The organism is Bacillus sp. z26, assembly GCF_058313635.1.
Map to the genome: position 1 here is coordinate 412,283 of NZ_JBZFQM010000003.1, position 12,269 is coordinate 424,551.

Annotated in this window: 15 protein-coding genes; all 15 read right to left on the reverse strand. The window is 42.8% G+C overall.

The window, feature by feature from the left end; all coding sequences use genetic code 11:
* Window positions 1–27: 27 nt before the first annotated feature.
* Entirely contained in the window at window positions 28–1,023 is a 996-nt protein-coding gene (gene nuoH / locus AC4G3K_RS12295) for an NADH-quinone oxidoreductase subunit NuoH (protein WP_491133586.1), read from the reverse strand.
* On the reverse strand, window positions 1,023–2,123 hold the full coding sequence (locus AC4G3K_RS12300) for an NADH-quinone oxidoreductase subunit D (RefSeq protein ID WP_491133479.1): 1,101 nt from the start codon (window positions 2,121–2,123) through the stop codon (window positions 1,023–1,025). The genes nuoH and AC4G3K_RS12300 overlap by 1 nt, the downstream gene beginning before the upstream one ends.
* Window positions 2,124–2,127: 4 nt before the next feature.
* Window positions 2,128–3,396, reverse strand: coding sequence for an NADH-quinone oxidoreductase subunit C (locus AC4G3K_RS12305; protein ID WP_491133480.1), 1,269 nt, complete (start codon window positions 3,394–3,396; stop codon window positions 2,128–2,130).
* Window positions 3,397–3,909 (reverse strand): NuoB/complex I 20 kDa subunit family protein, encoded by a 513-nt coding sequence (locus tag AC4G3K_RS12310; RefSeq protein WP_491077365.1) that lies wholly within the window; start codon window positions 3,907–3,909, stop codon window positions 3,397–3,399.
* Window positions 3,900–4,274, reverse strand: a complete 375-nt coding sequence (locus tag AC4G3K_RS12315; RefSeq protein WP_491133481.1) for an NADH-quinone oxidoreductase subunit A — start codon at window positions 4,272–4,274, stop codon at window positions 3,900–3,902. The genes AC4G3K_RS12310 and AC4G3K_RS12315 overlap by 10 nt, the downstream gene beginning before the upstream one ends.
* 797 nt (window positions 4,275–5,071) lie before the next feature.
* Window positions 5,072–5,479 (reverse strand): F0F1 ATP synthase subunit epsilon, encoded by a 408-nt coding sequence (locus AC4G3K_RS12320; protein WP_491077363.1) that lies wholly within the window; start codon window positions 5,477–5,479, stop codon window positions 5,072–5,074.
* Window positions 5,480–5,508: 29 nt separating this feature from the next.
* Complete coding sequence (atpD, locus tag AC4G3K_RS12325) at window positions 5,509–6,930, reverse strand: F0F1 ATP synthase subunit beta (protein WP_491077362.1); 1,422 nt, start codon at window positions 6,928–6,930, stop codon at window positions 5,509–5,511.
* Window positions 6,931–6,990: 60 nt separating this feature from the next.
* On the reverse strand, window positions 6,991–7,848 hold the full coding sequence (locus AC4G3K_RS12330; protein ID WP_491077361.1) for a F0F1 ATP synthase subunit gamma: 858 nt from the start codon (window positions 7,846–7,848) through the stop codon (window positions 6,991–6,993).
* A gap of 36 nt (window positions 7,849–7,884) precedes the next feature.
* Complete coding sequence (atpA, locus tag AC4G3K_RS12335) at window positions 7,885–9,393, reverse strand: F0F1 ATP synthase subunit alpha (RefSeq protein WP_491133482.1); 1,509 nt, start codon at window positions 9,391–9,393, stop codon at window positions 7,885–7,887.
* A 24-nt stretch (window positions 9,394–9,417) separates the two neighbouring features.
* Window positions 9,418–9,954 (reverse strand): F0F1 ATP synthase subunit delta, encoded by a 537-nt coding sequence (locus AC4G3K_RS12340; RefSeq protein ID WP_491077359.1) that lies wholly within the window; start codon window positions 9,952–9,954, stop codon window positions 9,418–9,420.
* Entirely contained in the window at window positions 9,951–10,475 is a 525-nt protein-coding gene (atpF, locus tag AC4G3K_RS12345; protein ID WP_491077358.1) for a F0F1 ATP synthase subunit B, read from the reverse strand. The genes AC4G3K_RS12340 and atpF overlap by 4 nt, the downstream gene beginning before the upstream one ends.
* Before the next feature lie 142 nt (window positions 10,476–10,617).
* The gene (gene atpE, locus AC4G3K_RS12350; RefSeq protein WP_491077357.1) at window positions 10,618–10,836 is read right to left on the reverse strand and encodes a F0F1 ATP synthase subunit C; all 219 of its coding nucleotides are present in this window, start codon (window positions 10,834–10,836) and stop codon (window positions 10,618–10,620) included.
* Window positions 10,837–10,888: 52 nt separating this feature from the next.
* A complete protein-coding gene (atpB, locus tag AC4G3K_RS12355; RefSeq protein ID WP_491077356.1) occupies window positions 10,889–11,599 on the reverse strand; it encodes a F0F1 ATP synthase subunit A in 711 nt (236 codons plus the stop codon).
* Between the two features lie 7 nt (window positions 11,600–11,606).
* A complete protein-coding gene (locus tag AC4G3K_RS12360; RefSeq protein WP_491133483.1) occupies window positions 11,607–11,987 on the reverse strand; it encodes an ATP synthase subunit I in 381 nt (126 codons plus the stop codon).
* Between the two features lie 4 nt (window positions 11,988–11,991).
* Entirely contained in the window at window positions 11,992–12,213 is a 222-nt protein-coding gene (locus AC4G3K_RS12365) for an AtpZ/AtpI family protein (protein ID WP_491133484.1), read from the reverse strand.
* Between the last annotated feature and the right edge of the window lie 56 nt (window positions 12,214–12,269).

The window sequence follows — 12,269 nt, forward strand, 5'->3', positions numbered from 1 at the left end:
CTCCCTCTATTCATCTCTCTATCTAGGCTATAATTTTATGACTAATGCCGTTATGAAAATATTAAGTAAGGCAATCGGCAGTAACACTTTCCAGCCAAACTCCATTAAATGATCTGCCCGTAACCTCGGAAACGTGACACGAACCCAAATAAGAAAAAAGATGATTACAAACCATTTTAAGCTGAACCAAACAGCACCCGGGATCCACTCAAGGAACGGAAGCGGCTGCCATCCTCCAAAAAACAGGACTACGGACAAAGTGGCCATCGCAAACATATACACATACTCTGAAAGCATAAAGAATGCCCATCTGAATCCCGAGTATTCAACATGAAAACCGGCGACAAGCTCCGATTCAGCCTCTGACAAATCAAAAGGAACGCGATTTAATTCCGCTACTGCGGCTATAAAAAAGACAATAAACGCAATCGGCTGGCGGATAATATTCCATACACCGGATTGATCTTCCACAATATCATTTAAATTCAAGCTGCCTGATAACAGAATAATCCCGATGACCGACATGACAAGCGGAACTTCATAAGAAATCATTTGGGCGCCTGCACGCATCCCGCCAAGGAGGGAATATTTATTATTGGACGCCCAGCCGGCTGCCAAGATCCCCACTGTACTAACTCCTGACACCGCAATATAGTAGAGCAATCCTACGCCAAGATCCGCGAATTGAAGAGCCTCTGTAAAGGGCAATACGGCGACAACTGCCATGGCCGGTGCGAAGGCGATAAAGGGAGCCAATTTAAATAATGGTTTATCTGCCTGGTTCGGAATCGTATCTTCTTTAAGGAGCAATTTGAGGACATCTGCGACAGTCTGGAGCAAACCCCATTTTCCCCCAAGCTGATTGGGACCATGGCGCAGTTGCATATAGCCCATTACCTTCCGCTCTGCCAATATGGCAAATGTCACAAATCCCAGAATGACAAACATCAGAACAATCGCTGAACCTGCAAATATAGCTACGGAGCTCCAGCTTGGAGTTGAGGTAAGTAAATCTTGAATCATCACCCATCAACCTCCCCAAGGACAATATCAATCGCACCCAATATAGCAACCAGATTGGCTATGTTTTCTCCTTTTAATAATTTTGGCAGAATTTGCAAATTGTAAAAAGAAGGCCGTCTGAATTTTAGCCGATACGGTTCTTTTTTTCCGTCGCTTGCTATGTAACAGCCAATTTCTCCACGCGGTGATTCAATGCGTACAAACCCTTCTCCTTTTGGAGGTTTAATAATTTTAGGAACCTTCGCCAGCACCGGTCCATCAGACGGAAATTGCTCGATACATTGCTCCAAAATTTTTAAGGATTCTTCAATTTCATCCAGCCGAATTTCATATCTCGATAACACATCGCCTGTTTCACGTGTAACAATTCTGAAATCAAATCGTTCATATATGGAGTAGGGAGCTATCTTTCGTAAATCCTGTTTTACACCCGTACAGCGTAAATTTGGTCCGCTCAACGAATAGGCAATGGCATCTTCAGCTGAGTAAATTCCAATTCCCTTTACCCTGGTTAAAAATATCTCATTTCCGCTTACCAGCTCCCGATATCCCTCCAGTTGTTCACGCATATAGGGAATAAATTCTGCAACCTTTTGAATCCAGCCTTCCGGGGCATCCCATTTCACACCGCCTATACGCATATAATTAAAGGTCAGTCGGGCCCCTGATAGCTCGTTTAAGAAATTAAGAATCATTTCTCTTTCCCTGAATGCGTAGATAAATGGACTGGTCGCTCCCAAATCCAGCACGAATGTCCCCCATGCCACAAGGTGGCTCGAAATCCGACCCAGTTCCATGGCCATGACCCTTAAATATTCAGCTCGTTCAGGCACTTCAATCTTCATCATCGTTTCGACTGCATGACAAAGCACATAATTATTGGTCATCGCTGATAAATAATCTAGCCGGTCCGTGTAGGGGATAATCTGAGTGTATTGAAGATCTTCTGCCAGCTTTTCAGTTCCTCTATGTAAATAACCAATAACCGGTTTTGCTTCTGTTATGATTTCCCCATCAATTTTTACAACAATCCGCAGAACACCATGTGTACTTGGATGCTGAGGTCCTACATTCAAAAGCATTTCTTCCGTTCGAATCATACCCCTACACCTCCACATCGTCGTACTGCTCATAATCCTTACGCAGTGGATGACCAACCCAATCTTCCCCGAGAAGGATACGCTGTAAATCCGGGTGACCAGTAAATGTTATCCCGAGTAGATCATATATTTCAGACTCGGCCCAATTCGCACCCTTCCATAACGGTACGATAGATTCCAATTCTGGTTGATCACGATTCAGTTTCACTTTAATGACAATATCACGCTGATATGGAAAAGAATACAAATATAAATATACCTCGAAATGGGTGATAAAGTCAGTTCCGTGAATTTCAGATAAATAGTTAAACTTCAATTGTTCATTTTTGCGTAAAAACGCAAGCGTTTGAAAGTATGCCTCCCTTTTCACAACAATTGTCGGCACATCCTTGGAAAGCGTATTAATATAGGCATCTTCTAAACTATCAGGGCCTATATTCCCTTCCAATATCGTTTTATATGAATCTAGCAGGGCTTGATTTGGAGATGGAACTTCTTCTGGTGCTGGTGTGGATCGTTTTTCAGTCGGTTGTGCTTTAGCTTTAGCTGCTGCAGCGGCCTTTGCCTTAGCGAGGGCAATTGCTTTCGCTTTGGCTTTTTCTTTGTCTGATTCGTCTAGTGATGTGGCGGATTTGGATTCTCCCTCTGGCGGTGTGGCGGATTCGGATTCTCTATCTGTTCGCTTTTGTTTGGTCAGTGCCGCGGCCTTTGCTTTGGCTGCTGCCGCTGCTTTTGCTTTCGCGAGGGCGATTTCTTTTTCTTTGTCCGTTTCGTCTTGTGGTGTGGCCGATTTGGATTCTCTATCTGTTCGCTTTTGCTTGGCCAGTGCGGCGGCCTTTGCTTTGGCTGCTGCCGATGCTTTTGCTTTCGCAAGGGCGATTGCTTTTTCTTTGTCCGTTTCGTCTTTTGGTGCGGCGGATCTGGATTCTCCCTCTGTTCGTTTTTGCTTGGCCAGTGCGGCGGCCTTCGCTTTGGCTGCTGCCGCTGCTTTTACTTTCGCGAGGGCGATTGCTTTTTCTTTGTCCGTTTCGTCTTGTGGTGCGGCGGATTTGGATTCTCCCTCTGTTCGTTTTTGCTTGGCCAGTGCGGCGGCCTTTGCTTTGGCTGCTGCCGCTGCTTTTGCTTTCGCGAGGGCGATTTCATCTTTTTCTTTTTGGAAATCTGCTTGTGTAGATGGTTCTGAGGATTGTCTTTCAGCAAGCTTTCTTTTTGCTGCTTCTTTTGCCTTTTCTGCCGCCTCTTTCTTTTGCTGGGATAAGTCTTTCTCGCTCAACTACAACACCTTCTTCCCAGTTTTCGCCTCATATTTAATCTTTTCTTTTAATTTATTGATGCCATATATCAGCGCAGCAGGATTGGGGGGACAACCGGGTATATAAACATCGACGGGCACAATTTGGTCGACACCCTTCACGACACTGTAGGAGCGTACATATGGACCTCCCGCAGTAGCACACGAACCCATAGCAATTACCCATTTCGGTTCAGGCATTTGATCATATAGCCTTCTTAGAATAGGAGCCATTTTCTTTGTTACTGTGCCAGAGACAATCATAACGTCTGATTGACGAGGAGATGTCCGAAAAAATGAACCAAACCGGTCCACATCATAATGCGAGGAACCTACTGCCATCATTTCAATTGCACAACATGCCAGTCCAAAAGTAAGCGGCCATAAGGAGTTTCCTCTCGCCCATCCCTTGACTTGCTCCAATGTCGCCATAAATATCGTACGTTGAAGTTCATCCACTTCACGAGGAGACAGATCATCCATTTTTAATTCCATTTAAGCACCTTCTTTTTCCAGGCATAGAGTAATCCAATTACAAGCATCACTACAAAAATAAACATCTCAATCAATGCAAATACACCTAATTTGTCATAGGCTACAGCCCATGGATATAAAAATACAGTCTCCACATCAAATAAAACAAACAACAGTGCAAAAATATAATATCGTACATTAAATTGAACCCGTGAATCATGAAAGGGTTCCAGCCCACTTTCATATGTTGTACCTTTTTCATCGGTGGGTTTGTAAGGTCTTAATAACTTTCCCAAAGACAGTGCAACGATCGGAAGTAAGATACCAAGGCATAAAAAAACCAGAACGATTATATAATTGTTCTGATACCAATGTAGTGATGCCACTCTCATCCCCCATTCTTCGTCTTAAATTGTCTGAATATTTAAATGTAACCGTATACATTATATCATCGTGAAATATACATGTCGATACTATATGGATAATTTTGGTCATACCACTTCTATATCATTTATTTTTATAGAATGGGGTAATGCTTGTTTATTACTGGATTTCGCTGCTTTTTTGCATCTTTGTTGCACCTTTATCCCGTCAAAGCTCTAGCATAGGTGGAGGATAGGTGTTTTCCCTCACCTTTCACACACCTTTGCTGCACCTTTACCCCGTCATAGCTGTGGCATAGGTGGAGGATAGGTGTTTTATCACAGCTTTCACACACCCTTCCTGCACCTTTACCCCCTCATAGCTGTCGCATAGGTGCAGGGTAGGTGTTTTTCCTCAGCTTTCATACACCTTTGCTGAACCTTTACCCCGTCATAGCTGTAGCATAAGTGGAGAATAGGTGTTTTCCCTCACCTTTCACATACCCTTGTTGCACCTTTATCCCCTCATAGCTGTAGCATAGGTGCAGGGTAGGTGTTTTCCCTCACCTTTCACACACCCTTGCTGCACCTTTACCCCGTCATAGGTGCATCAAAGGTGTAGCAAGAGTGTGCCATAGCTGACTGCTTTCATAATCAAACACCATCCATTTCACAGCCCAATCTCACAATTACGCAAATCTCTCATTCCCATACACTTACCGGTAACTACATCCCCTCATACTTTATATATATTTCTCGAATGCGAAGTTATGTACAAAAAAACTCCAGGGGTCTCATCCCTGGAGTTTTTATATAGCTTTTTAACGTCGGTTATGTTCAGCAATATCTAGACGGTTTAAAGCACGCTTAAGTGCCAGTTCTGCACGGTGTGCATCGATTTCAACTTGTCTGTCTTGAAGTCGTCTTTCGGCACGTGCTTTAGCCTGTTTGGCGCGAGCAGTATCAATATCTTCAGCACGTTCAGCTGACTGCGCGAGTATGGTTACTTCTTCTCCGTTTACTTCCATAAATCCTCCGGATACAGCAACCCATTCTGTATTGTTACCCGTTTTTAAACGAACGGAACCGATATCAAGTGGAGCTACCATTGGAATATGGCCGGCAAGGATACCAAGTTCCCCCGTTTTTGCTTTTGTACTGACCATTTCTACTTCTTCTTCCAATACAGGACCGCCAGGAGTAACTACAGAAACTTTAATCGTTCTCATATATGTGCCCTCCTATAAGATCCTTTTGGTTAAGCCTCAACGCCCATTTGCTTAGCTTTTTCAACAACGTCTTCAATGCGTCCAACAAGACGGAATGCATCTTCAGGAAGGTTGTCGTATTTGCCTTCAAGGATTTCTTTGAAGCCTCTAACTGTTTCTTTAACTGGTACGTAAGAACCTTTTTGACCAGTAAACTGTTCAGCTACGTGGAAGTTTTGAGATAAGAAGTTTTGAATGCGTCGTGCACGGGCAACAACTAATTTATCATCTTCTCCCAATTCGTCCATACCCAGAATGGCAATGATATCTTGTAACTCTCTGTAACGTTGCAATGTAGATTGAACGCTACGAGCCACTTCATAGTGTTCTTCTCCAACAATCGCAGGAGAAAGCGCACGAGATGTAGATGCCAATGGATCCACCGCTGGGTAAATACCCATTTCTGATAGTTTACGCTCTAAGTTTGTTGTTGCATCTAAGTGGGCAAATGTTGTAGCCGGAGCCGGATCCGTGTAGTCATCGGCTGGTACGTAGATTGCTTGAATAGATGTAACAGATCCCACGTTAGTGGATGTGATACGCTCTTGTAATTGACCCATTTCTGTAGCCAATGTTGGTTGGTAACCAACGGCAGAAGGCATACGTCCAAGAAGGGCGGATACTTCTGAACCGGCTTGTGTGAAACGGAAGATATTATCGATGAAGAATAGTACGTCCTGACCTTGTACATCACGGAAATACTCAGCCATTGTCAAACCAGTCAAGGCAACACGCATACGTGCACCAGGTGGTTCGTTCATTTGTCCAAATACCATGGCTGTTTTCTTGATAACACCGGAGTCAGTCATTTCGTGGTAAAGGTCATTTCCTTCACGAGTACGTTCTCCTACACCTGCGAATACGGAGATACCACCGTGTTCTTGGGCGATATTATTAATTAATTCCTGGATTAATACCGTTTTACCTACACCGGCACCACCGAATAATCCGATTTTTCCACCTTTAATATAAGGGGCTAGTAAGTCTACTACTTTGATACCTGTTTCAAGGATCTCAACTTCAGTAGATAACTCATCAAATTTCGGAGCTTCTCTGTGAATTGGATCTTTTTGATAGTTTCCTTCTAAAGGAGCATCCAAATCGATTTTTTCACCTAACACGTTGAATACACGACCAAGTGTTATGTCTCCAACCGGTACAGAAATCGGTGCTCCTGTATCGATAACCTCTGCATTACGGACTAATCCGTCTGTAGAAGCCATTGCAATCGTACGAACCGTATCATCGCCTAAGTGAAGAGCAACTTCCAAAGTAAGGTATTCTGCTTCATCAGCAGGTGCTCCTTTGGAAATGTTGATCTTCAGGGCGTTATAGATCTCAGGTAGTTTGCCGTTTTCAAATCTAACGTCAACAACTGGACCCATGACTTGAGTAACGCGTCCTATGTTCATTCCATTCCCTCCTATTTACTCTATGCCGTGTGAATGTTCGAATCTATAGTTCCATTTTATCTATTCGAGAGCAGCGGCTCCGCCGACAATCTCGGTAATTTCTTGTGTAATTGCAGCCTGGCGAGCACGGTTGTATGTCAATGTGAGAGACCCGATAAGCTCAGAGGCATTATCAGTGGCACTCTTCATTGCCGTCATCCGTGAAGCATGTTCGCTTGCCTTACCATCCAGCAATGCGCCATAGATTAAGCTCTCGGCATATTGCGGCAGTAACACTTCTAGAATCTCATCCTGATTAGGTTCGAATTCATAAAGTTTTGTTGCTGCTTGTCCTTCTACACTTCCAAGAGGTAAAAGTTTAGTTTCCGTTACTTCTTGGGAAATAGCACTAATAAAGTGGTTATAGTACATATAGATTTCGTCAACAGTTTCGTCTGCGAATAATTTTACCGTACTGGCTGTGATTTCTTTAATGTCATCAAAGCTTGGTTGGTCAGACAATCCGACCATCTCCTGAATGACGTTCATTCCGCGGACACGGAAAAACTCGCTTCCCACGCGTCCGAGAACGATAATGCCGTATTCATCCGGGGATTGATGGCGTTCATTGATTGTCTGATAAACTTTACGTAAGACACTGCTGTTATAGGCTCCAGCTAATCCGCGATCGGAAGTGATAACCAAATATCCGGTTCTTTTCACAGGACGTGAGACCAGCATCGGATGAGATGCATCCGTGCTTCCATTCGCAATGCTCGCTACGACCTCTTGGATTTTTTCCATGTACGGTACAAAAGCTTTCGCGTTCGCTTCGGCACGATTCAATTTGGAGGCGGAAACCATTTGCATGGCTTTTGTGATTTGGCTCGTCTTTTTAGTTGATTTTATACGCGCATCTATATCACGTAATGATGCCATTCATTCTCACCATCCTAGTATTTAATGCCTATCCTGTTATTCCGATACAACAAATTGTTTTTTAAATTCATTAACAGCTGCATTCATATCGTCTTCTTTTGGCAGGTCGCCAGTTGTGCGAATATGTTCATACAACTCATTGTGGTTGCGTGCAGTCCATTCGATGATTTCAGCTTCGAAACGTCTGATATCAGCAAGTGGAATATCATCAAGGAATCCACGAGTTAAGCAGTATAGAATCAATACTTGCTGTTCTACACGAAGCGGTTTGTGAAGATCCTGTTTTAATACTTCTACTGTGCGTTGACCACGATTTAATTTTGCTTGTGTGGCTTTATCCAAGTCAGATCCGAATTGGGAGAAAGCTTCAAGCTCACGGAAAGATGCCAAGTCCAAACGAAGAGTACCGGCAACTTTTTTCATTGCTTTAATTTGCGCGGATCCACCTACACGGGATACGGATAGACCTGCGTTGATTGCAGGACGTACGCCGGAGAAGAAAAGATCAGATTGTAAGAAAATTTGTCCATCTGTGATGGAGATAACGTTTGTTGGGATATAAGCGGAGATATCTCCTGCTTGTGTTTCAACGAACGGTAAAGCTGTAATTGAACCGGCGCCAAGTGCGTCGCTCAATTTTGCAGCACGCTCTAATAAACGGGAGTGCAAGTAGAATACATCCCCTGGGAATGCTTCACGGCCTGGAGGACGTTTTAGCAATAAGGAAAGCTCACGGTAAGCTGCTGCTTGCTTGGATAAATCATCATATACAACAAGGACATGTTTGCCTTGAAGCATAAAGTATTCACCCATTGTTACACCACTGTATGGAGCAAGGTATAACACTGGTGCTGGTTGTGATGCAGATGCAGAAACGACGATTGTGTAATCCAAAGCGCCATGCTTACGGAAAGTCTCAACTGTTCCACGAACGGTTGATTCTTTTTGTCCGATTGCCACATAGATACAAATCATGTTCTCATCTTTTTGGTTCAAAATAGTATCGATCGCCACAGATGTTTTACCTGTTTGACGGTCACCAATGATTAATTCACGTTGTCCACGTCCGATTGGAACTAGGGCATCGATCGCTTTAAGTCCTGTTTGTAAAGGCTCATGAACAGATTTACGATCCATTACACCCGGTGCATTATTTTCAATTGCACGCGTTTCAGATGTAACGATTGGACCCATTCCATCAAGTGGTTGTCCAAGAGGGTTAACGACACGTCCGATTAAAGCCTCACCTACTGGTACTTCCATAATGCGGCCTGTACGGCGTACTTCGTCTCCTTCTTTAATGTCGCGGAAAGGACCCAGGATAATAACACCAACGTTATTTTCTTCCAAGTTTTGCGCCATACCAACTACACCGTTGGAGAACTCCAACAGCTCTCCGGACATGACGTTGTCCAATCCATGAACACGCGCGATACCGTCACCAACAACGATTACGGTGCCGACTTCACTCATTTCTATATCAGATTGATAGCCTTCAATTTGTTTCTTAATCAGCGCGCTGATTTCTTCAGCTCTGATGCTCATGAATTTCACCCCTAACTTCTAATATTAACTCAACAATTGACGTTCCAAGCGTTCTAGCTTACCTAAGACCGTACCATCAAAAATACGGTTACCGATTCGCAGCTTGATTCCGCCCAGAAGACTGCTGTCTACGATATTTTCAATGCGCAGTGCCTGTTTTCCAATTTTTTGGGCAAAAGCCTTTGAAATGCCTTCTTGTTCCTGCTTCGATAAAGCACGGACAGAATAAACTTTAGCATCGACTACACCTGTGTATTCGTTTACCAAAAGAATAAATTCATCTGCCAGAGTCGTCACGATATTTTCGCGATGACGGTCTACAAGAATCATTAATAGGTTTTGAATAGATGGAGACATAGTAGCAAAAGCCGTTTTTATAGCGTCTTTCTTACTCTCCAACGTAACCTTTGGATGCTCAAGGAATGTAGTAAGTTCCTTATTTGACAGGAATACTTCCTTCAAAGTCCGCATTTCGCCTTCCAAACGGTCAATTTGATTATCTTCCTTGGCAATTTGGAAAAGAGCATCTGCATAGCGTTTTGCTACAACCGTATTACTCATCGCTCTTCTCCTGCCTCTTGAATGTAATCGTTAATTAATTTTTGTTGATCAGCTTCACTAAGTTCTTTTTCAATCACTTTGGACGCAATTAGAACGGACAAGGATGCAACCTGCTCACGAAGGGCAACCATTGCTTGCTCTTTTTGCTGTTCAATTTCGCGTTTCGCTGACTCTTTCACACGTTCAGCTTCCTGACGGGCAACAACGATGATTTCTTCGCGTTGTTGTTCACCATGTTTCTTAGCATCTTCAATAAGAGACAAAGATTCCTGGCGTGCTTCTTTCAGCATAGTACGTTGTTCTTCTAACAAAGCAGCTGCTTCTGCACGATTCTTTTCTGCTACTTCAATTTCACTTGCAACATGTGATTCACGTTCTTTCATAATGCCCATTAGAGGACCGAATGCGAATTTTTTCAGTAAAAGCATCAAGATAATAAAAGAGACTAATTGGAAAATGATATCTCCCGTATTTAGCCCGCTGTGTGCTGCAGCTCCAAGTACCAAATTATTAAATAACACCCCTATTTCACTCCCTTCAGAAGTCTTTACGGCTTACTTTTTAGTGCATATACGTTTAAACCGTACAAGGACGGCTAGATTTTAGTAAACATAAAGGAATGGCGAAGATTATCAATTGATTCTCCGCCATCAATATTGTCAATTACTTGTTCAATACCATGAACGCGATAACAACCGCGATGATAGGAATCGCCTCTACTAACGCTACCCCGATGAACATAGTTGTTTGAAGCATACCACGTGCTTCCGGTTGACGTGCGATACCTTCTACTGTACGAGATACGATCAAACCATTACCAATACCTGCTCCAAGAGCGGCTAAACCGATTGCGATTGCTGCTGCTATAACTCCCAAACTCATTATGAAGTTCCTCCTTTAAATTGTATAACTTAAATTAGATTTTTTTATATTATTAATGGTCTTCGCTGACCTTGTGGGCCATGTAAACCATCGTTAACATCGTAAAGATAAATGCCTGAATTGCTCCGATAAACAAACTGAAACCTTGCCAAATAATAGTTGGCACAATGGCTAAAACATTGCCCCAGATTCCTGTAGCAAGAGATCCTGCTAAAAGGCTGAGTAAAATTTCACCCGCATAAATATTACCGAATAGACGCAAGCCCAGTGTTAGGGTATTTGCAAACTCCTCAATAATCTTTAAGGGAAATAAGAACGGCATTGGTGATACAAAGTTTTTACTGTATCCTTTTAAACCGCGCATTTTCAGACCATAGAAGTTTGTCAAAACTATGATCATCACTGCAAGGGTTAAAGCGACTACTGGATCGGCTGTCGGTGACTTCCACCATAGGTCTCCATCATACGTAACTGAGAAAGGAAGACCAAGCATATTTGAAACAAATATGTACATGATGAGCGTCGTTCCAAGAACTAAAAAGCGTCCGCCTGTGTTCCAGTCCATATTGCTATTAATAATGTTTCTGACAAAGTCTATGACCCACTCCATAAAGTTCTGCATACCTGATGGCTTCACTGCCAATTTTCTTGTCGACAGTACAGCGATTAAAAATACAATCACACTTGCGACCGTAATCATCAGAACGTTACCAAGATTAAAAGTAAGGCCCATTAATTCGACTGTTGGTGCTCCATGATTCAATCTATATTCACCTCTTTTCCCCCCGCCTTATGTTATGGATTGTTAAATCTATCATAATGACAAGGTAACCCGTCATTAATCCCAATACTACAAAAAAGACATTAAATCGATCTGGGTATTGCATGGCGATAGCTACAGCCAGAATAGCTGCGGCCATTCTCGAGATTGTCCCAATTGATTTCATACTGCGGCCATTCTGCACCATTTCTCCCAATTGAGCAGTTTTTTTGGATAAAAGCCAGATATTATAAATACCTATAATACTACCAAGTGCCATTCCCAATGCTTCTGCTTTATATGGGGTTACCCCCCATAGGATAACATAAATGGATAATAAGGTGAACGTGAATTTAAGATAGCGTTTGAAAACAATGTGGACTTCTAGCATTTGATTAGGTTTCTCCATTAAAGTAGTTATTTATCGAACGGATGGCAGCATAGACTCCTATTGCCAGTCCGGTCAGGAGACAAAGGATTAAAAAAAGGGGTTCCAATTGATATCGATTATCGAGCCACCTACCAAAAAATATTCCTATAAGCGTAGGACCGACAATTTGTGATAAAATCGCAGACATTAAACCCATTGCATGAAAAGCACCGCGATTATTTTTCATTGTATCTCCTCTGCTATGAATAGGTGGGGAGGATATAATAATAATCTCACATTGAC

Bases quoted from the DNA above. Each gene is read 5' to 3' on its own strand.
- nuoH (WP_491133586.1), bottom strand. From the start codon at position 1,023: ATGATTCAAGATTTACTTACCTCAACTCCAAGCTGGAGCTCCGTAGCT.
- AC4G3K_RS12300 (WP_491133479.1), bottom strand. From the start codon at position 2,123: ATGATTCGAACGGAAGAAATGCTTTTGAATGTAGGACCTCAGCATCCA.
- AC4G3K_RS12310 (WP_491077365.1), bottom strand. From the start codon at position 3,909: ATGGAATTAAAAATGGATGATCTGTCTCCTCGTGAAGTGGATGAACTT.
- AC4G3K_RS12320 (WP_491077363.1), bottom strand. From the start codon at position 5,479: ATGAGAACGATTAAAGTTTCTGTAGTTACTCCTGGCGGTCCTGTATTG.
- atpD (WP_491077362.1), bottom strand. From the start codon at position 6,930: ATGAACATAGGACGCGTTACTCAAGTCATGGGTCCAGTTGTTGACGTT.
- AC4G3K_RS12330 (WP_491077361.1), bottom strand. From the start codon at position 7,848: ATGGCATCATTACGTGATATAGATGCGCGTATAAAATCAACTAAAAAG.
- atpA (WP_491133482.1), bottom strand. From the start codon at position 9,393: ATGAGCATCAGAGCTGAAGAAATCAGCGCGCTGATTAAGAAACAAATT.
- AC4G3K_RS12340 (WP_491077359.1), bottom strand. From the start codon at position 9,954: ATGAGTAATACGGTTGTAGCAAAACGCTATGCAGATGCTCTTTTCCAA.
- atpE (WP_491077357.1), bottom strand. From the start codon at position 10,836: ATGAGTTTGGGAGTTATAGCAGCAGCAATCGCAATCGGTTTAGCCGCT.
- AC4G3K_RS12360 (WP_491133483.1), bottom strand. From the start codon at position 11,987: ATGCTAGAAGTCCACATTGTTTTCAAACGCTATCTTAAATTCACGTTC.
- AC4G3K_RS12365 (WP_491133484.1), bottom strand. From the start codon at position 12,213: ATGAAAAATAATCGCGGTGCTTTTCATGCAATGGGTTTAATGTCTGCG.